Consider the following 19,935-nt stretch of genomic DNA (forward strand, 5'->3'; position numbering starts at 1 on the left):
GAGGATCTTTTAATTATATCTTCTTTTAGTAACCAAGTATTCCTCTCCATTTACTGTTTTATACTTTTTAGTCCAAAGACCTTTTTTGTTGTATTCATATCTAAAATACTCATATTCATATAAAAGTGGTCCGCCAGTAATTTGAATGGGAAACTCTTGTTTTGGTTCAAATGCTCTATGAATTTCAATTACGTTATTATGCTCGTCGTATTTGTAATTAGTTATAGATTTTTCATTCTCAGGCTTAGGAGAAATATCACTATTTTGATAATCACTGGAAGTAGTAGATTTGATAATGTTTCCTACAGTATCATACACAAGTAGTTCTCTAGTGAAGGGTTTAAGCAAAACTAATTCCTCTGTTTCAATCAGTTTTGGTTTTCCGAATTCATTGAAATCGGAATATTTTTCAGTCTTTCCAAAACTATACTCTCTTCTTATTAGCAAAGAGTCTTTATATACCAATTTTATATTTGAAACATTATTTTCATTTTCTTTATTAATATTATAATTGTTAATTTTTCGCTCAATATTTCCAAATTCGTCATATTCAAATTCTATTCGGCTTCTTAATTCACTTCTATAATAATTTTCTTGTATAGTAATTAGTCCATTAGAAAGGTAGTATTTCGTTTTCCATTTCTCCTTTTCTACGTTGCTCTCAATATAAGAATTGTACTTGCTTAATAATTCCTTTTCGCTTTTTTGAGCAAAAGAAATATTAAAAAATAAAAGCATTATAATGATTGGTAGTAGTTTTTTCATTTTGATAATCAACGCATTTTTATTCTGTTGGATTTATGTTTTTAGTCTCTATAATTTACTTTCTAGAATCAACCATTCTTCTTTAAACTATACAAATTTGAACCCATTGTTTTTCAATTGGCAATGTTAGCAACCTACTTATAAAAGGGAAGCCTGATTTCCAAACTTTTAAGCTATCTTGATTCTTAAAATCAATTAAATATTTCCCTTTTTCTAGAACATCAAGAGTCATGATTTTTTTTGCTCTTTCCCCATCTTGATAAGATTGTACACGCCATTGTGTAACTTTTGGGTTAATTACTCTTCCCGTTAAAGTATTTGTAAGAGAAAAAGTAAAATCGTCAACAAGAACATCCCAACCACCGAGCACATAAACATCAAAAGTGCCAGTATAAAGTTCAACTTCAATATCTGATTCGATTATTCTTATTGGCTTAATCATATTTTCAGTATTAAAACACTTCGCCTTTTTAAGAAAGCACCTCTTCAATACGTTTTAATTCTTCCTCTGTAAATTCTAAATTATCTAAAGCCTTTACATTTTCTTTTAATTGATTTGCAGAACTCGCACCAATTAATACCGATGCCACTTGCTTTTGCCTTAAAATCCAAGCAATAGCCATTTGCGATAGTTTTTGTCCGCGAGATTCGGAAATTTCAGCAAGTTTTTTAATCTTTTCAATATTTTCGTTTACAGTTTCAGTATTTAAATACGTTAAATCTTTTGCCGCTCTCGAGTCTTTAGGAATACCATTTAGATATTTATCGGTAAGCATACCTTGGGCTAGTGGTGAAAAGGTAATACAGCCAACACCGTTATCTTCTAAGGTATCCAAAAGGCCATCTTCAACCCAGCGATCTAACATAGAATATCTTGCTTGGTGCAATATAAAAGGCACATTATATTCGCGTAATAATTCGGCTGCACGTTGTGTTTCTGCTGGCTGATAATTAGAAATACCAACATATAAAGCTTTCCCTTGTCGAACAATATCAGCAAGCGCTCCCATAGTTTCCTCTAAAGGTGTATCAGGATCTGGACGGTGATGATAAAATATATCTACATAATCCAAATTCATACGTTTTAAACTTTGGTCTAAGCTCGAAATTAAATATTTTCTAGAACCTAAATTGCCATAAGGCCCAGGCCACATATCGTAACCTGCTTTGGTTGCGATGAACATTTCATCTCTATAATTTTTAAAATCATTTTTAAATATGGTACCAAAGTTTTCTTCGGCAGAACCGTAAGGAGGGCCGTAATTATTGGCTAAATCAAAATGCGTAATTCCTAAATCGAAAGCACATCTTAACACTTCTCTGGCATTTTGTATATTATCAACAAAACCAAAGTTATGCCATAAACCTAAAGAGATGGCAGGCAGCAATACTCCGCTTTTTCCAGACCTTTTGTAGGTCATGGTATCATATCGTTTTGGGTTTGCTAAATAGCTTTGAACTCCAGACTTATCGTTAATTTGCATATTCTTATTTTTTTGATACTGTAAATGTATAAATTACTTTTTATATTTAGTAGAAAGCAGTGAAATCAAACTTCATTTAAAATTTTCATCAAGAACATACCATAAAAACCCTTTAAAGGTGTTATTTTTGCAGCCACTTTAAAGAATATTTCATGTCCGTTTCCAAAACCGAATTAGAAGAAAGAAAAGCAGGGAAAGATTTATATAGCTACCAAAAAGGTGCTATTGACAAAATTTTCACAAGTTTTGAAGAGTCTCCAGCCGATTATCATTTACTATATCAACTTCCAACAGGAGGAGGGAAAACAGTTATATTTTCAGAGATTGTTCGTCAATTTTTGAAAACTCACAAAAAGAAAGTGTTAGTAATGACGCACAGAATTGAATTGTGCCGTCAAACATCAAACGTACTTACAGAGTTTGGTGTAAACAACAAAGTGGTTGATAGTAAAGCCGATTTAAGCGATCAAGCCGATTATAGTTGTTTTGTAGCTATGGTTGAAACCTTAAATAATCGTTTAAATGATGATAAACTTGATATCTCTGATATTGGTTTAGTTATTATTGATGAGGCACACTACAACTCGTTTACTAAGTTGTTTAAATTCTTTAGCCAATCGTTTATTTTAGGAGTTACAGCAACACCTTTAAGTTCGAGTATGGAATTACCAATGACCGATAATTATGATGAGTTAATTGTTGGAGAAAGTATAGAATCGCTTATTGAAAACGGGTTTTTGGCGCGTGCCGAAATGTTTTCGTATAATGTTGGTTTAACCTCTTTAGTTGTTGGTGCCAATGGTGATTATACCGTAAAATCTTCTGAAGATTTATATACAGCCAGCGATATGCTTTCTAAGCTTGTACAAGCTTACGAAGAACGTTGTAAAGGCAAGAAAACGCTTATTTTTAACAATGGTATTAATACCTCATTACATGTTTACGATTCGTTTAGACGTGCCGGTTACCCAGTAGCTCACCTAGATAATACAAACACGAAAAAGGAGCGTGCCATGATACTAAAATGGTTTAAGAAAACGCCTGGTGCTATTTTAACATCGGTTAGTATTTTAACCACTGGTTTTGATGAGCCTACTGTAGAAAGTATTATTTTAAATCGTGCAACAAAATCGTTAACACTTTACTACCAGATGATTGGTCGTGGTTCTCGTATTTTGAAAGATAAAAAATCGTTTTCTGTAATCGATTTAGGAAACAACTTCCACCGTTTTGGTGCTTGGGGAGAAGATTTAGATTGGCAACGTATTTTCCGTTCACCAAACTACTATTTAGATGCTATTTTAAGTGATGATGAATTAGAGAGTAATTTTAGATATGAAATGCCGGATGCCTTGCGCGCCGAGTTTGCAAACTCTAAAGATGTGTATTTCGATATTCAGAAAACGTATGTAAGTTCTATTAGAAATGGAGAATCTTCTAAAGTTGTTTTAGAGCGTTCTATCGAGCATCATGCAAAAATTTGTATCGAGAACAGTGAAGATGTTTACGATGCATTAGGCTTAGCCAAAATGCTTGGAGACGATATCGACTTTCGCATACAGCGCTATACCAAGTGTATTAGTAAAAGTACATTTAACTTTGTAGAGTGGCTAAAAGGGGATTATCGTAAAAAGCTAAATGCTTATTTACGTTCTAATTTTGATGAAGTTTTTGAGGAAATTCACGGACATCCACCAATAGAGGAATAATCATTTAAACTTTAATAGTTTTTTCAAACCATTATTTGTTTTCTGAAACTTTTAAACCTTTTTAGGATTTAAATGTCTTATTAGAAAATATCTAATGATGACTAAATATATCCCTATTTTAATTTTCTGTTTAAGTTTTCAACTTTTTTCTCAATCTCAAAATGAGTTAAAAGCCACCATTATTGGTTCGGGTTCACCTAAATATAATACGGAGCGGGCAGGACCTTCTGTTTTAATGTCTTATAAAAACACGAATATTTTAGTGGATATGGGAAATGGTACTCAAGGTAATTTAGATAAATTACAGGTAAAAAGTAAAGATTTAGATGCGCTTCTGTTTACACATCATCACTTAGATCATAACGAAGAGTTCACGCCTATTTTTATTAAAACCTTACTTGCCGCTGGTCAATTTAAAGTCGTCGGACCTAGGCCAACAACCGATTTGGTAAACAGTGTTTTAAGTAATTACGAAGAAGATATTGCTTATCGGTTATCTAAAAAACAACGTACTTTTAGTGATGTTGCCAATAATTTTACTGTAAACGAATTAGAAGGTAATCAAAGTTTTACTATTGGCGATATTGAAATCTCTTGTACACCAGTAAACCACACCATTGCAACCATGGCTTATCGTTTTGATGCTGGTGGAAAATCTATTGTTATCTCAGGAGATTTATCTTATTCTGAAAGTTTACCAACATTAGCAAAACAAGCCGACTATTTAATTATAGATTCTGGAGGCGCTATTGAAGAAGGAAAAGCTAATAACAGAACAGGTAAAAGCAAAAACAGAGGAAATAAAGAACACGCCCATGTAAATTTAGATGAAAGCTCTCGTATGGCAAATGAAGCTCAGGTTAAAAACTTAGTATTAACGCATTTAAATTTCAATAATGTAGATGAAGTGGCCACAAGTAAAGCTCTAAAAGAAAACTATAGCGGATCTATTTTTTATGCTGAAGATTTAATGACGTTTCCAAAAGCTGAAAACAATACTAACACACCAACACAAATTACAAAAAAGGCAAAAAACAGTCAAGCACCTAATTTCGGAAAAATGCTGAAGCGTTTAGATACAAATAAAGATGGTAAAATAGCTATAACTGAATCAAAAGGAAAACTAAAAGAAAATTTTGACAAAAGAGATGCAAATAAAGATGGTTTTATTACGGAGAACGAGTTTGGAAGAGGGAAGTAGAAGTTTCATTTATTTTAGAATTTCAAGCTTATCTGAATGCTTTTTAGCTCTATAATGTCTGTTTAAACCTGTTGAAAGAGTAAAACAATAAGAATCCATTAGCTGATAATATCTAAAAGTATAGAAAGAATAAGGTTTGCTTGATTCTAACTATTTTTATTTGAATAGATTTTTAATCCTCTGAATATTATCGCATCATAAAAATAAGCCGTATCTTTACCCTATATTAATATACAAAAAAAAGTAGGATATTTTAAACTATGGCAAAATCGCAAGTCACATTTAACAAAATTGAAAAAGAAAAAAAACGCTTAAAGAAAAGAGAGGAAAAGCAAAAAAAGAAGGACGCTCGTAGGGCAGAAGCTAAAGAAAACCCACAAGGCATCCAGTTTGCTTATGTAGATTTTAACGGAAATTTAACCGATACGCCGCCAGATCCGGCAATGCGTGAAAAGGTTGAAGCCGAAAGTATCGAATTGGGAATCCCTAAAAAGGAAGACCGTATTGAAGAAGAACCAGTAATTAAAGAAGGAAAAGTATCATTTTTTGATCATTCTAAAGGTTTTGGTTTTATTATCGATAGCGTGAATCAAGAGAAATATTTTGTTCATGTTAGCGGTTTATTAGACGATATTGAAGAAAACGACAAAGTAACTTACGATCTTGAACGTGGTCAAAAAGGTATGAATGCCGTTAGAGTAAAGAAAATATAATACACTCGTTAAACAGCTCTTTGTAAGGAGCTTATTGCGTTTTATTTAAAGTAAATTTTAAAATAATCCTCAACAGTTTTACTGTGAGGATTATTTATTTTTAAAAAGGTTTTTAATGGCTGTTTCTCGTAAAACGATTTCCATTGTTTTGGCATTTTTTGCTATTTACGTAATTTGGGGTTCTACTTATTTACTTAACAAAATAGCGGTAACAGAATTGCCGCCTTTCATGTTAGGCTCTATGCGTTTTATAACAGCTAGTATTCTTATTTTTATAATTGCTAAAATTTTAAAATTTGATCTTTCCATAACAAGAAGACAATTAATCAATGCCATTATTGCTGGTTTTTTGTTTCTAGCTTTTGGAAACGGTGTTGTTGTTTGGGCGCTTCGGTATGTGGATAGTGGGTTTGCTGCCCTAGAAATTTCGGCGCAACCACTTGTTGTGCTTCTTTTAATGAGAATTTTACAAGGTAAAAAAATATCAACAATGTCTTACATTGGTGTCGCCTTAGGCTTTTTAGGGATATTTCTATTGGTAAGTCAGAAGCAAATCATTAACAAAGACGGACAAATATTAGGAATGATCATGATTTTTATCTGTATGATTAGTTGGGCTTATGCCTCTATATTTGTTGGGAACGCCAATTTACCAAAAAACTTTTTTGTGAACACAGGCTATCAAATGCTTTCTGGTGGTGTAATTCTAGCCATAGCAAGTGTTTGTTTTGGAGAAGAGTGGACATCGCCAACAACTTGGAGTACGCCAGTGCTTTGGTCTATGCTCATGCTTGTTATTTTTGGTAGTATTATCGCTTTTACAGCGTTTAATTATTTACTAAAAGAAGTTTCACCAGAAAAGGTGTCAACGTCAACTTATGTAAATCCAGTTATAGCCTTGTTTTTGGGTTGGTTTATTTTAGATGAAAATTTAACCACACAATCTATTGTTGCTGCCGCTATACTATTAACTGGTGTCTATTTTATAAATTCGAAACGTAAATTTAAACCCCGATCTCTTGGACGTTAAAAAAGCTATACAATTCATGCTTATTAGTACGCTAGCCTTTGCTTGCATGAATACAACGGTTAAATATTTAAGTAATTTTAGTGCCTTTCAAATTGTTCTGTTTCGTTCTGTAGGTTCACTGTTTTTTACATTTGGATTCTTATTAAAAAACAAAATTTCATTGGCAGGTAATAATAAAAAATTATTGATTTTACGAGGGGTAGTAGGCGTAACATCAATGAGTTTATTTTTTATGGCTACTAAATATTTACCTATAGGTAGCGCTGTATCTTTAAGGTATTTAGCACCTATTTTTGCTGCTATTTTTGCTGTGTTTTTACTCAAGGAAAAAATTAAATTAATCCAATGGTTCTTTTTTGCATTAGCATTTGCTGGTGTTTTGGTATTAAAGGGCTTCGATAAAGAAGTCAGTGGTTACGGGCTTTTGTTAATCTTTATTTCGGCTATTTTTAGTGGTTTTGTTTATATTATATTGAGTAAGATTGGTAAAAGTGAACATCCAGTAGTCGTGGTTAATTATTTCATGATTATTTCAACCTTAGTTGGTTTGTTTGGCTCTATAAACAATTGGGTTATGCCAATAGGTAAAGAGTGGCTTTTACTTGGAATACTTGGTGTTTTTGGTTATTTCGGACAGGTTTACATGACGAAGGCTTTTCAAATGGCTTCTACAAGCCAAGTAGCGCCTTTAAAATATATTGAAGTTGTTTTTACCTTACTTTTCGGGACTTTTATTTTCGGAGAGGTTTACACTTTTTGGAGCTTACTTGGTATTGCTTTAATTGTTGGCGGGCTTATTTTAAACATTAGATATAAAGAGAAAAACAAGGCCTAATTGTTTTTTTGCCAAGCTTTGCGCTTATTTGTAATTTTACAATCTTATTTTTAGATATTTTAATAGATGACTTTTAAAACACGTGTAAACAAAGTAAGAAGAAGAGTAATGCGTAACATTACCAAAAATGTTGGCAGTTCTTATACTGAACCTCAAAAGGGGTCACTTAATATAGAAGATATTAAACGCGTTTTAATTATTCGTCCTAATCACCGTTTAGGTAATCAGTTACTATTAACGCCATTGGTACAAGAGGTTTTAAATACCTTCCCAAACTGCGAAATAGATTTATTTGTAAAAGGAGGTGTCGCCTATCCTGTTTTCGAAAATTATAAGCAGGTTTCTAAAATTATTCAATTACCAAGAAAACCATTTAGCAACCTTTTTAAATACGCTAAAAGTTGGGCTTCTATTAAATCTAATGCTTATGATTTGGTTATTAATGGTGATAAAAACTCATCTTCTGGGCGTTTATTAACGAATTTAGCTAAGGCAAAAATTAAAGTATTCGGTGATGTAAACGAAAGTATACAGAACACATATAGCGATCATTTACATATTTCTAAATACCCTATTTATAATTTAAGGTATAATTTACACCGTTTAGGTTTCGCTAGAAATGATAGTTCAATTCCTGTTTTAGATATTAAATTAACAGATGCTGAAATAGCAAAAGGAAAAACTATTTTAGATGATATTATTAAGAATGACAAGAAAACCATTTGTATTTATACCAATGCTACGGGAGATAAATGTTATTCTGAAACGTGGTGGGAAACTTTTTATGAACGTTTAAAAACTGAATATCCAGATTTTAATATCATTGAAATGCTGCCTATTGAGAATATTTCAAAGATCAATTTTAAATCTTTAAATTTTTATAGTCAAGATATTCGTGAAATGGCCGGTATTATGAGTAATACAAGTGTTTTTATTGCAGCAGATAATGGTGTGATGCACTTGGCTAGTGCGGCTTTAACGCCTTGTGTCGGCTTCTTTTCTGTAACTAATGAAAATATCTATGCACCTTACGGAAATGGAAGTGTGGCTATTAATACAAACCATACCGACATTAACGATTGGATTAAATCAATAGATGGTATTTTAAGATAAATTAATCTTTAGAAATTCCATTAACGTAATATTTTATAACATCTAGTTCTTGGGCTTGTTCAAATCCTTTGAAGTCAATAATATCGGCGTAACTAATATTAGCATTATAAAACTCTAAATAAGTTTCAGCTAACGGCATGTAAGACCAATGCCATTTTTCCTTATTATAGCCGGTTCGTCCATGTGTTTTTTCGGTGTAAACCTGCTTAAAACCATACGCTTTGGCATGCTTTAATAGCCAATTGTAAATTTTTAAACCTTCACCTTTTTCAAAATAACTATTGTTTAGGTTATTCAAATCCATGTCTGTTCCCCAATGATGGCGTGAAGATGTTGGCATGGAGCTATATTCCAAAATTTTCAAAGCACGTGCATTTGGATCTAAGCTTTCGTATTTTTTCCATTTACGCTCCCAAATACTTTTTTGTTCGTAAAAGTTTCGCGTTCCTGAAATAATTTTTAAATTAATACCATCTGCCTTAGCTTGTTTGTACATGGCCTTAAAGCCTTCATAACAATTTTTATTCAAGTAAATTGTTTTAGAGGAATGGGAAGCGCTTACTTTTTCAAAAGCGTCATGCTTGGTGTAATTGAATTTTCCGAGAACAAAATCTTTGGTAATCATGCTGTCTATTTTTTTCTTCGGAATTTCCTTAACTATAGTTTTTACTATTTGCTTATCAACTAAAACAGGTTGTTTTTCATCTTTACAAGAGTGAAGTATGCACAATATCATTATAAAGGTAAACAATACAAGGTTCTTCATATAAAATAATTTAATGTCTACGCCCAGAAAACTCCATGGCTTCACCTTTTCCAAAACCGTAGCTTACACCAAAAGTAATAAAACGACCGCGTTTTCGGCTGTTGTATAAATAAAACTCTGCTTGTGAAGTTTCCGATTGATTTACACGTGAAGCAAAAACATCTCGAACGCTCATATTTAATATTACTTTTCCCTTTAAAATCTTCTTTCGAAGACCTAGATCGGCATAAAGATTATCATAGGTTTCACCTTGTAAACTTTTAAATTTAGATTGGTAATCGCCAGACATTTCTAAATCGAAATCTAGAGGTAGTTTAAATTTTGTGGTTAAACTCGTCGTCCATCGGTTACCTTTAAAATCGAAAGACTCAGATTCGAAAACACCTTGTCTGTCAAAGAAATTTATATTGAATTCGCCACTTAATGAAAACCAGTTTATAGGATTGTATTTTCCGTTAAATTCAAAACCAGTAGTGTTACTTGTTCCAATATTTTCAGGACGTGAAATACTTACGTCATCTTCATATTCGGTAATGTTTTCAATAACATCGGTGGTATAACGGTTGTATAAACTGAAGTTTAAAGAGGCTTTTCCTATTTTATGAATACTGGTTAACTCATAAGAATTTGTATATTCCGGTTGTAAATCTGGATTTCCAGTAGAAATATTGAAGTTATTTCTAATATTAGAAAACGGATTTAATGATCGTAAATTTGGCCGATTAATACGTCGTGAATAACCCGCTTGTAAAGAAAAATTATCACTAACAGTATAAGACGTATGCGCGCTAGGGAAGAGGTCTGTATAATTCTTGGAGTCCTTCTCATCGGTGGTTTCCAATAGGGTTTCAATTTGTGTGTCTTCTAAACGAATACCCATTTTAATACCCCATTTTTCACCTTCATAAGCAGCGGTAGTATAAACACCAAGTACATTTTGGTCAAAATTAAAAATATTTGTTAAATCGGTGTTATCGACCCAAACACCTTCTTCAAAATCGCTAACAGCAAAATCGTTTGAGACTTGATTAATAACATATTGAGAACCTGTTTCTATAGTGTAATGCTCCAAAAAAGGATGCACATAATCTAATTTAAAAGTATAGTCTTCCAACTTGTAATCGGTTCTTGTATTTTGAAGTTCATCGGGCAAATCACCAATGCTAGTTGTATTATTAAAATTAGACGATTGATCTTTTCTAAAAGAACTTCCCAAAGCGCTAAAAAGTAAACTTTGATTTTCGTGACGTTTAAAATCCTTTTTATATTGCAATTCATAACGCAATTTTGGATTGGTAGCCTCAGTTTTTTCATCACGAAGCCAAGCATCGGTAACACTATTGGAAGCATCTAAACCAGTATAGTGTTGTTGAGAACTTTGATCTTCAACCTCGTAAGCGTAAGATCCTGAAAGGGTAATCACGTTTCTGTCGTTAATATGATAATCGGTACCTATTAAAATATTACTGAATTTTTCGTCAAACTCACTATCTCCAATACTGTTTATTTCTGTATTGTTTACCAAGTCGCGGTTAATGCTTTCAGTTTCTCCAGGGTAAGTACGCAAGCCAAAACCTAACTGACTAAATAGATTAAACTTTTCGGTTCTACGGTTTAAGCTCAACCCGAAACTGTTACTATTTGGCACTCCAACATTTAATGACGCTGAACCATTTAAGCCTTTCTTTTCAGATTTTTTAATCACAATATTTATAATACCAGAAGTACCTGCGGCATCATATTTAGCTGATGGATTAGTAATAACTTCTATTTTTTCAATCATATCGGCAGTAATAGTGCCAAGCGCATTACCGTCGGCACTAGCTAGTACAGAGGGCTTCCCATTAATTAGAATTTGTACACCCGAATTTCCGCGTAAGCTAACCTCGCCTTCAATGCTCACATTTACAGAAGGCACATTATTTAAAACTTCTAGTGCACCGGCTCCTGTAGCACTTAAATCGGAACCGACGTTAAACACACGTTTATCTAATTTAAACTCGGTTTGCGATTTTTCTGCTCTTACCAAAACTTCACCCAAAGATTCTAAATCTTCCGAGAGGCTAATGGTTTTTAGATCAATAATGTTATTTACTATATTAAAAGTTTTAAACGTTTTGGTTGTAAAGCCTAAAAAGCTCACTTCAATGTAAAAATTATTAGCTTTCACATCTATGGAAAATATACCTTTTTCGTTAGTTATTGTTCCGGTTAGAGGTTTCTTAGTTTCACTATCTAATATCGATATGGTAGCGTATTCTATAGTTTGCTTACTTTCTGTTTCTATAACTTTTCCTTTAATTTCTATAGTTTTATTTTGAGCGTTACCCAAAATACTTCCTATAAAAAGGAAGAAATAAAGTATGTGTTTTAAACGGTTTAATATCATTAAATGAGTTATTTGGCTATCTTACAAATATAAAATGCATCGCTTTCTTTTTATGTTAATTTTGAAGCTTTTTTCTGAGGAATTTTAAAATATTTAGAAAAAAAAGACTCATTGGCGCAAGTATTTAAGTTTTTTCTTATCTAAATAAAAAAACAGTGTAAAAATGAATTATAAAACTACTTTATTAATAGGTGTAATTACTTTGTTTTATGGTTGTCACGCCCAAAAAAGCAATACAACTACAGAACAAAATGAAACTGAAATCTCTAATAATTATTTTGGAAATTATAACATTGACAACAGTACATATGGCACGAAAACCACAATGTCTATAGAGGACGATTACCGGGTAATGACAACCAATGCGTTGCCAAACCACGCGACAGGAGAGTACCCTAGACAGGGAAACCCTAACACCATTTCTGCACAAAAAAAATCTTATAAAATTCCTTTGAAACCAACCTTTACAGGTGTAGCGAAATGGGTGAGAGAACCAGGTGTGGCTCTAAATGGTGTAAAGTTTGAACCAGAAACGGCAGAAATGGTAATTTGCGATAGTGGAGAGAATTTTAGAGTTGAAGCTGTACAAGATTTAATTAATTTAGGTTTAGATTTTAATAACGCACACGTTCAACCTACAGGAGAATATCACTATCACGGTATTTCGGAAGCGCTAGTAGAAGCTTTTGATTCTGGAGAAGATTTGGTGCATCTTGGTTTTGCCAAGGATGGTTTTCCTATTTATTATTCAAAAAGTGGAGCGTTTAAACCTAGTTTTCAAATAATAGACGGAATTTATTCTGCTACAGATTGTACGTATTCTAATCCTAAAACAAGTATGGATGTAGAGTTAGAAAATGATGAGTTTGATGGTACGTTCGTTTCAGATTGGGAATATGTTAAAGGTTTAGGGGATTTAGATGAGTGTAACGGTGTTTATGTTAATGGAGGTTATGTATATATGGTTACAGATTCATATCCATATGTAGGTCGTTGCTTAATGGGAGAATTTGAGGAAGAAAGACATCCTGCTGGGCCTCCTCCAGGACAGGGTGGTAGAGGACAAAGACCACCAAGAGGGCAAGGGCAAAATCAAAGACGATAAAAAAATATTATATTTTAAGAGAGTAGGAATTATTTCAATATGAAATGGTTCCTTTTTTTGTTTAGATTTTATAAGAGAAGAAATAACTAATATTTTAATAGCGGATAATTTTGTCTTTTATTAAAATAAACTATCTTTGCGAAGTAAAGTATTCATACAATTATCTATAATTGGGATTAAATAAAAGATAAAAAGGTCTTTTAATCCATTATAGAGAAAAAGATTAAAAAATACAACAGTACATTACTAACACTTTAAATGAAATAATTATGAAAACAGCATCACTTACAGAAGCACTTATTTATACCGAAGATAAACCAAGTATAAGCTTATTATTAAAAACAGATACCACAAAAGAACTTAGAATTGTTTTAAAAAAAGGACAACTAATGAAGGAGCATAAAGCGCCATACCCAATAATAGTTGAAATTTTTGAGGGTGAAATAGAATTTGGAGTAAACGGAGAACAAAAGATATTGAAAAAAGGAGCGCTCATAGCCTTAGACGCTAATGTGCCGCACGATTTAAATGGATTGCAAGATTCTATTGTTAGACTTTCCATTTCTATTGCAGATACCGTAGAACGTGTTGAAGACGTCGCAAAACTATAATTATTTCTAGAAACTAATAAAAATCAATCATAATGAAAAAAGTTTGGATCGCATTTTCCAGCGTCGTAATACTATCCTTTATCGCATTAATTTGGGTAGGGACAGAAGTTTATCAAAAACAACCGCCAATCCCTAAAACCGTTATCATACAAGAAACCGGCGAAACTGTATTTACTATAGAAGATATACAAACAGGACAAAACGTTTGGGAGTCTATTGGAGGTATGGAAGTCGGTTCTATTTGGGGACACGGTAGTTATGTTGCTCCCGATTGGAGTGCCGATTGGATCCATAAAGAAGCCGTTTTTTTACTAGAAACTTGGGCGCAAAGAGACTTTAATACAAGTTATGAAAGTTTAGGAGTTGAGCCAAAAGCAGCCCTGAAAGCGCGTTTAATTAAAACTATTAAAACAAACACGTATAACCCATCAAATAAAAGTGTTACGATTACAAAAGATCGGTACAGCGCTATTGTAGAAAACGCAAAACATTATGCTGATATTTTTTCGAACGGACACGAAAAATATGCTATTCCAGAAGGTGCTTTGGTAGACGTTGAAAAGTTAGGACAATTAAATGCATTTTTATTTTGGACCTCTTGGGCAGCAAGTACAAATCGTCCTGAAAAAGATTACACCTATACATCCAACTGGCCACACGAGCCATTAATTGGGAATACTATTACTGCCGATTCTCAAATTTGGTCTGGATTTTCAGTAGTGCTTTTACTTCTTTTTATAGGGGTTTTAACATATTACTACCTTAGAAAACATGAAAAAGGTGATGCTATTGTTCACCCAAAACAAGATCCTTTAGATACACTTGTTCTTGTAAAATCTCAAAAATCGGTTTTAAAATACTTCATTGTGATTTCATTATTGATTGCCTTACAAGTTATTTTAGGTACATTAACTGTGCATTACACTGTAGAAGGTCAGGCCTTTTTTGGTATGGATTTATCTAGTATTTTACCATATTCTATTACCAGAACTTGGCATACACAATTAGCTGTATTTTGGATTGCTGCCACATGGTTAGCTACAGGTTTATTCTTGGCACCAATGATTAGCGGTAAAGAAATGAAATTTCAAGTATTTGGAATAAACTTCCTTTTTGGAGCTTTACTCGTTATTGTTTTAGGCTCATTAATAGGTGAGTGGTTAGGTGTGCACCAATTTTTAGATTTAACAACCAATTTCTTCTTTGGTCATCAAGGTTACGAGTACATGGACCTCGGTCGTTTCTGGCAAATATTTTTAGCAATTGGTCTTGTATTATGGGTAATTATGGTGGGCAGACACGTGGTTTTTGCTATTAAGAAAAACGACGATTCTAAACATTTATTAATCATACTATTGATTTCTGTAATTGCCATTGGTATGTTTTTCTTTTCAGGATTAATGTATGGTGAAAACAGTAGTTTACCAGTAATTAACTATTGGAGATGGTGGTTGGTTCACCTTTGGGTAGAAGGATTCTTTGAAGTTTTTGCAACCGTAATTATTGCTTTTATTTTCTTAAGAATGAAGATTCTTTCAGCGAAAACAGCTGGACGAGCTTCTATTGCATCGGCAACAATATTTTTGGCAGGTGGAATTATTGGAACACTTCACCACTTATATTATTCGGGAACACCTGTACAAGCTATTGCTTTAGGAGCCACGTTTAGTGCTTTAGAAGTAGTGCCGTTAACATTAATGGGCTTTGAAATTCGCGAAAACTGGAATATTTTAAAAGAGCATAAATGGATGCAAAAATACAAATGGCCTATATTCTTTTTCATCGCTGTTTCTTTTTGGAATATGGTAGGTGCAGGTGTATTTGGTTTCTTAATAAATCCTCCAATTGCCTTGTATTATATTCAAGGTTTAAATACTACAGCAGTACACGCACACACCGCATTATTTGGAGTTTACGGGCTACTAGGTATGGGATTCATTATTATTTGTTTACGTTTTTATTCCGATCGTGTTTGGAATTCTAAAAAACTAAAACGTGCCTTTTGGTTGCTAAATATTGGTTTAGTTGCTATGGTTGTTTTTAGTATGTTACCTGTTGGAGTTATACAAGCATATACCTCGATAACAAAAGGATATTCGTTTGCTCGTAGTGCCGATTTATTATACTCTCCAACGGTACAAACTTTAAAATGGATGCGTATGATTGGTGATGTGATTTTCTCTGTGGGGATATTTTATTTCTGTTGGTTTACCATAGGAGAAACTATTTACTGCTTAAAAAGAAAAACTAATACTTTAAAATAGAATGAAGAACATAGAAAACAGAGGAGACGTAAATAAACTAGTATCCGAGTTTTATACCATAATTAGAAAGGATAATATGTTAGGCCCCATTTTTAATCATCATTTAACTGATGAGCAATGGCCGACACATATTGAAAAACTTACCAATTTTTGGGTTACTAATTTGTTCGGGGAAGTCTGTTTTAAAGGTAACCCAAGCAAAGCACATATTGAAGTTGATAAATACTTAAACCATGGTATGAATCAAAATCATTTTAATCGATGGTTACAACTTTGGACTACAACGATTGATCGTTTGTTTATTGGTGCATTAGCAAAACGAGCAAAAGAAGCTTCGGAACGAATGGCTATTGGGCAATTTGCTTATGTTTATAAAAATAGACCAGAACATTGTAAATTTTAAAAAATGAACACATAAACTGATTATTTAATTAATGTTCCTAGTAAAAACGGGTTCTTGAATTCAATGCTTAACTTATAAAAAACTAAAATCTAATTAAATGGATTTGTGGTTTAATACGGTGAAAGTTTTGAGTTTTAGAATCTGTTTTTTTATTTACAAGAAATAACTAAGCTCTAATACTAGAAGCGCAAGCACCTCGCTTAAGTAGCATATATTCACCATTATTTTTAAACTCACGAATAGAAGTGCCTGCATAACGTTTAAAGGTTTTAGAAAGATGACTCACATCTGTAAAGCCTAATTCGTCTGCAATTTGAGTTAATGTAAAATCTGAGTTGAGTAAACGTATTTCTACTTGTTTTAGCTTTGCTTTGATTATATATTCTCGCAATGGCATGTTTACTTGTTTTTTGAAAAATTCACTAACATATGTTGGAGACATCATAAACACATCAGATAAGTTTTCAACTTTCAGTAATTCTGTTTTGTCAAGATTTTCGTTAATATAGGTTAGCATTTTAGTAATTCTATCATCCGAATTATTTTTAGGCAATTCAAAATAACTACTCTTTTTAATATTTCGTATTAGTAACTCTAAAACACTAGTCATTAAGCTGGTTACAAGATTTATAGACGATTCTCCATAATTTCTAGATTCTTGTAAAATCATACTGATTAAGCTTTCTAGATGATTTCTGTCGACCTCATTTTTTATAATATCACCGGGTAATTGATTGTAGTTTGATAGTATATACGAGGCTTCTTTAAACCATTCATTTCTATCAATAGTAATGCGATTTATGTTTTTAAAGAATGAATCTGTGAATTTCAAAAACACAAACTTTGTAGGTTGTTCAATAGAAAAAGAGTGACATTTTAAAGGTGGTAATAAAAAGATACTCCCTTTATTATACTGATGCTCGTTGTAGTTAATACATTGTGTGCCTTGACCTTCCTTTATCAAAACCAATTCGAAAAAGCTGTTTTTTACAGGGCGCTGTTTCCATTCTGTTAATTCTATTTCTTGTATTTCAAAAGGTTTATAAGCTTCAACTACTTCCATTTCAGTATGATTTATTGAGAATTCTATTCAAATTTAGCTAAAAAAGAACTACGAATGTATATTTTCATACTTCAAACCTTTATTTATACCATATTATCCTTTTGATATACATTTCCAGCCGACGTCTCACTGAAATCAAGCCATATTTAATCACATTTAAATACTAATCTCTATTTTTACAAAAAAGCTATAATTTGATTTTAAAATATTTTAGAAAACATACCATTTTATCAGTTTCAATCAGCATCATATTTACTTTTACATTAATCGTGTTTTTTGCTACTGAAACGAGCTATAAAGCTATTGAAAGCACTTCTTTATGGGTTAGAAACTACTTTGGCTATTTTTACTTGTATTTAGGTTTTGGCTGTGTTTTAGCGCTATTAATTATAGCTTTTTCTAAATATGGGAAAATAAAATTGGGAAAACCATCATCCAAACCAGAATACTCGTTATGGTCTTGGACTGCTATGCTGTATAGCGCAGGAATGGGTTCCGGAATTTTATTGAGAGCTGTGCAAGAACCGGTTTTTATGCATCAGAACCCACCGTTTAGTTCTAATTTATCTGCGGAAACAGTAGCTCTAGAGTTTACGTTTTATCAATGGGGACTTACAGCTTGGGCATTTTATGGCTTATTTGCAGTTATAGTTGGTTACGCCTTACATGTTAAAAAGAAAAAAGTAAGAATCAGTTCGACCATTGAAGATTATTCTAAAAGTAAAACACTTAAAAACAGTGTCGATATTATAACCATTATTACAACGGTGTTTGGGCTAATTGCCGCAATTGGCTTAGGAACCACACAAATTAATGGTGGCTTAAACCATATTTCAAATCAAGATTTCGGACTAACAACAACCATAATTTTATGTGTGCTTATTTCTGCAATTGCTTGTTATTCGGCTTGGCAAGGTGTTAATAAAGGCATTAAAATATTTTCTAAATTAAATATTATTGTCACTTTCGCGATTTTGTTATTTATCTTTTTTACAAGCGATATAAAGGCTATTTTAATAGCATTTGTTACTTCAACCTATAATTACATAATCGATTTTGTACCTATGAGCTTAGCGCTTGGGGATTACAATCCGGGTTTAGATTTTTTAACAGGTTGGACCTTTTATTATTGGGCATTTTGGTTGGCTTGGGCACCGTTTACAGGAATATTTATTGCACGTATTTCTAAGGGGCGTAGCATAAGGCAATTGCTACTGGGAGTTTTAATTATTCCATCATTAGGAACCTTTTTTTGGTTTTCAGTTTTTGGAACTTCGGCTTTTCAGTTAATAGAAAGTTGGGGGGCTTATAATAACGAGTTTGGCAATGTGTTTTCCTCAATTTTTGTGTTTTTTGAACATTATCCGTATGCCACATTTTTAAATATAACATCTATTGTTTTATTGATTAGTTTTTTAATTACTTCAGTAGATTCTGCGGTATTTGTACTGAGTATGTTTACAGATAAAGGCGCTAAAAACCCGAGTAAAACACATCGTGTTATTTGGTCTGTTTTTATTTTATTAGCAACCATTGCTTTAGTGCTTTTAGGTAATATTAAAGCAGATATAAATGTATTAGAAGCTGTGCAGCGCTTGTTAATTATCACGTCGCTGCCATTTTCGTTTTTCATAATAATTATGCTTATCTATTTTATAAAAGACATTTTGCAGCATAACACGATAATTGATAAAACATAACTGTTAGTTTTTACCATTTTTTACGATTAAACTTTAAAGGAATGAATCATGGATTTATTTAAACAACCCAACTTATTTTCTACAAATGAAATTATAAAAACGGAATTTAATCTTCCCGGAGCGGAGGTTATATTATTTGAAAATTTTTTCTCTGTAGAAGAAAGTGATCGCCTTTATCACAGCTTAATAGAAAATACCATTTGGGAACAGGACCAAATGACTATTTACGGAAAACAGGTAGATTTACCTAGGTTAACGGCATGGTATGGATCTGAGGATGAACTTATGGTTTATGCTGAAAGTGAAAGTAGAATGGTGCCTTGGAATGCTGATTTACTATTTATAAAAGAACGAATAGAGCAGGAGGTTGATATTAAATTTCAACGTTGCTTACTTAATTATTATCGCGATGGAAATGATAGTGTAGATTGGCATCAAGATTATGAAGCCGATCAACGGAAAAATACCGTTATAGGTTCTGTAACTTTTGGTGAAACTAGAAATTTTCAGTTAAAACACGCCACACGCAAAGATTTAAACCGTGTTGATATTCCTTTAGAACACGGAAGTTTCTTAATTATGCAAGGCGCTACGCAAGACAATTGGAAACATAAAATACCAAAAACCTCTAGAAAGATTAGACCCCGAATTAATCTAACGTTTAGATGGATTGAATAAATTTAAAGGTAGTAATAAAGGGTTTGTTCTTATTTTATGGTACAAATAGAAGTCCATAAACATGTTTAAAGTATCAATTTTATCGAAAAGCATCCTTTTTCTTGTT

General features: G+C 32.5%; 18 protein-coding genes. 12 read left to right on the plus strand and 6 right to left on the minus strand.

Translation table 11 applies throughout. The features are described 5' to 3' along the window. Positions 1-9: 9 nt before the first annotated feature. From BM246_RS03440 to mgrA, 3 genes are all read right to left on the minus strand, one after another. Complete coding sequence (locus BM246_RS03440) at positions 10-765, minus strand: hypothetical protein (RefSeq protein WP_139221844.1); 756 nt, start codon at positions 763-765, stop codon at positions 10-12. An 82-nt stretch (positions 766-847) separates the two neighbouring features. Beyond that, positions 848-1,207 (minus strand): hypothetical protein, encoded by a 360-nt coding sequence (locus BM246_RS03445; RefSeq protein WP_042503555.1) that lies wholly within the window; start codon positions 1,205-1,207, stop codon positions 848-850. A 28-nt stretch (positions 1,208-1,235) separates the two neighbouring features. Continuing rightward, on the minus strand, positions 1,236-2,249 hold the full coding sequence (mgrA, locus tag BM246_RS03450) for an L-glyceraldehyde 3-phosphate reductase (protein ID WP_042495261.1): 1,014 nt from the start codon (positions 2,247-2,249) through the stop codon (positions 1,236-1,238). A 152-nt stretch (positions 2,250-2,401) separates the two neighbouring features. Between mgrA and BM246_RS03455 the strand changes: the two genes are divergently transcribed. The 6 genes from BM246_RS03455 (at position 2,402) to BM246_RS03480 (ending at position 8,850) form a co-directional block, all read left to right on the plus strand. Then, complete coding sequence (locus BM246_RS03455; RefSeq protein ID WP_074935823.1) at positions 2,402-3,958, plus strand: DEAD/DEAH box helicase; 1,557 nt, start codon at positions 2,402-2,404, stop codon at positions 3,956-3,958. 94 nt (positions 3,959-4,052) lie between these two features. Continuing rightward, entirely contained in the window at positions 4,053-5,159 is a 1,107-nt protein-coding gene (locus BM246_RS03460) for an MBL fold metallo-hydrolase (RefSeq protein WP_083415705.1), read from the plus strand. Positions 5,160-5,419: 260 nt separating this feature from the next. Continuing rightward, positions 5,420-5,872, plus strand: a complete 453-nt coding sequence (locus BM246_RS03465) for a cold-shock protein (RefSeq protein WP_074935825.1) — start codon at positions 5,420-5,422, stop codon at positions 5,870-5,872. Between the two features lie 115 nt (positions 5,873-5,987). Next, positions 5,988-6,902: an EamA family transporter gene (locus BM246_RS03470; RefSeq protein ID WP_042503560.1), complete on the plus strand. Its 915-nt coding sequence runs from the start codon at positions 5,988-5,990 to the stop codon at positions 6,900-6,902. Then, the gene (locus BM246_RS03475) at positions 6,892-7,737 is read left to right on the plus strand and encodes a DMT family transporter (RefSeq protein WP_262481198.1); all 846 of its coding nucleotides are present in this window, start codon (positions 6,892-6,894) and stop codon (positions 7,735-7,737) included. The genes BM246_RS03470 and BM246_RS03475 overlap by 11 nt, the downstream gene beginning before the upstream one ends. A 66-nt stretch (positions 7,738-7,803) precedes the next feature. Next, positions 7,804-8,850, plus strand: coding sequence for a glycosyltransferase family 9 protein (locus tag BM246_RS03480; RefSeq protein ID WP_074935826.1), 1,047 nt, complete (start codon positions 7,804-7,806; stop codon positions 8,848-8,850). Between the two features lies 1 nt (position 8,851). On the opposite strand, the gene BM246_RS03485 is transcribed toward BM246_RS03480, so the two are convergent. Further along, positions 8,852-9,616 (minus strand): M15 family metallopeptidase, encoded by a 765-nt coding sequence (locus tag BM246_RS03485; protein ID WP_074935827.1) that lies wholly within the window; start codon positions 9,614-9,616, stop codon positions 8,852-8,854. A 10-nt stretch (positions 9,617-9,626) separates the two neighbouring features. Continuing rightward, positions 9,627-12,005: a TonB-dependent receptor gene (locus BM246_RS03490; protein ID WP_042495250.1), complete on the minus strand. Its 2,379-nt coding sequence runs from the start codon at positions 12,003-12,005 to the stop codon at positions 9,627-9,629. Between the two features lie 163 nt (positions 12,006-12,168). Between BM246_RS03490 and BM246_RS03495 the strand changes: the two genes are divergently transcribed. The 4 genes from BM246_RS03495 (at position 12,169) to BM246_RS03510 (ending at position 16,388) form a co-directional block, all read left to right on the plus strand. Further along, positions 12,169-13,110, plus strand: a complete 942-nt coding sequence (locus BM246_RS03495) for a YHYH protein (protein ID WP_074935828.1) — start codon at positions 12,169-12,171, stop codon at positions 13,108-13,110. A gap of 269 nt (positions 13,111-13,379) precedes the next feature. Next, positions 13,380-13,721 carry a cupin domain-containing protein gene (locus BM246_RS03500; protein ID WP_042495247.1) on the plus strand — a complete coding sequence of 114 codons (342 nt, stop codon included), beginning with the start codon at positions 13,380-13,382 and terminating at the stop codon, positions 13,719-13,721. Between the two features lie 32 nt (positions 13,722-13,753). After that, the gene (locus tag BM246_RS03505) at positions 13,754-15,985 is read left to right on the plus strand and encodes a nitric-oxide reductase large subunit (RefSeq protein WP_074935829.1); all 2,232 of its coding nucleotides are present in this window, start codon (positions 13,754-13,756) and stop codon (positions 15,983-15,985) included. Between the two features lies 1 nt (position 15,986). Then, complete coding sequence (locus BM246_RS03510; RefSeq protein WP_074935830.1) at positions 15,987-16,388, plus strand: group III truncated hemoglobin; 402 nt, start codon at positions 15,987-15,989, stop codon at positions 16,386-16,388. A 166-nt stretch (positions 16,389-16,554) separates the two neighbouring features. Here the strand turns inward: BM246_RS03510 and BM246_RS03515 are convergent, their stop codons facing one another. After that, entirely contained in the window at positions 16,555-17,451 is an 897-nt protein-coding gene (locus BM246_RS03515) for an AraC family transcriptional regulator (protein WP_074935831.1), read from the minus strand. A 194-nt stretch (positions 17,452-17,645) separates the two neighbouring features. Here BM246_RS03515 and BM246_RS03520 point away from each other — a divergent pair, with 194 nt between their 5' ends. Further along, complete coding sequence (locus BM246_RS03520) at positions 17,646-19,151, plus strand: BCCT family transporter (RefSeq protein ID WP_162857620.1); 1,506 nt, start codon at positions 17,646-17,648, stop codon at positions 19,149-19,151. 48 nt (positions 19,152-19,199) lie between these two features. After that, positions 19,200-19,829, plus strand: coding sequence for an alpha-ketoglutarate-dependent dioxygenase AlkB family protein (locus BM246_RS03525; protein ID WP_042495239.1), 630 nt, complete (start codon positions 19,200-19,202; stop codon positions 19,827-19,829). The last annotated feature ends 106 nt before the right edge of the window (positions 19,830-19,935 follow it).

The sequence above is a fragment of the Algibacter lectus genome, from assembly GCF_900112395.1.
GTDB classification, from domain to species: domain Bacteria; phylum Bacteroidota; class Bacteroidia; order Flavobacteriales; family Flavobacteriaceae; genus Algibacter; species Algibacter lectus.

Coding starts and splice junctions, on each gene's coding strand:
- BM246_RS03440 (WP_139221844.1), bottom strand. CDS start 765: ATGAAAAAACTACTACCAATCATTATAATGCTTTTATTTTTTAATATT.
- BM246_RS03445 (WP_042503555.1), bottom strand. CDS start 1,207: ATGATTAAGCCAATAAGAATAATCGAATCAGATATTGAAGTTGAACTT.
- mgrA (WP_042495261.1), bottom strand. CDS start 2,249: ATGCAAATTAACGATAAGTCTGGAGTTCAAAGCTATTTAGCAAACCCA.
- BM246_RS03455 (WP_074935823.1), top strand. CDS start 2,402: ATGTCCGTTTCCAAAACCGAATTAGAAGAAAGAAAAGCAGGGAAAGAT.
- BM246_RS03460 (WP_083415705.1), top strand. CDS start 4,053: ATGATGACTAAATATATCCCTATTTTAATTTTCTGTTTAAGTTTTCAA.
- BM246_RS03465 (WP_074935825.1), top strand. CDS start 5,420: ATGGCAAAATCGCAAGTCACATTTAACAAAATTGAAAAAGAAAAAAAA.
- BM246_RS03470 (WP_042503560.1), top strand. CDS start 5,988: ATGGCTGTTTCTCGTAAAACGATTTCCATTGTTTTGGCATTTTTTGCT.
- BM246_RS03480 (WP_074935826.1), top strand. CDS start 7,804: ATGACTTTTAAAACACGTGTAAACAAAGTAAGAAGAAGAGTAATGCGT.
- BM246_RS03485 (WP_074935827.1), bottom strand. CDS start 9,616: ATGAAGAACCTTGTATTGTTTACCTTTATAATGATATTGTGCATACTT.
- BM246_RS03490 (WP_042495250.1), bottom strand. CDS start 12,005: ATGATATTAAACCGTTTAAAACACATACTTTATTTCTTCCTTTTTATA.
- BM246_RS03495 (WP_074935828.1), top strand. CDS start 12,169: ATGAATTATAAAACTACTTTATTAATAGGTGTAATTACTTTGTTTTAT.
- BM246_RS03500 (WP_042495247.1), top strand. CDS start 13,380: ATGAAAACAGCATCACTTACAGAAGCACTTATTTATACCGAAGATAAA.
- BM246_RS03505 (WP_074935829.1), top strand. CDS start 13,754: ATGAAAAAAGTTTGGATCGCATTTTCCAGCGTCGTAATACTATCCTTT.
- BM246_RS03510 (WP_074935830.1), top strand. CDS start 15,987: ATGAAGAACATAGAAAACAGAGGAGACGTAAATAAACTAGTATCCGAG.
- BM246_RS03515 (WP_074935831.1), bottom strand. CDS start 17,451: ATGGAAGTAGTTGAAGCTTATAAACCTTTTGAAATACAAGAAATAGAA.
- BM246_RS03525 (WP_042495239.1), top strand. CDS start 19,200: ATGGATTTATTTAAACAACCCAACTTATTTTCTACAAATGAAATTATA.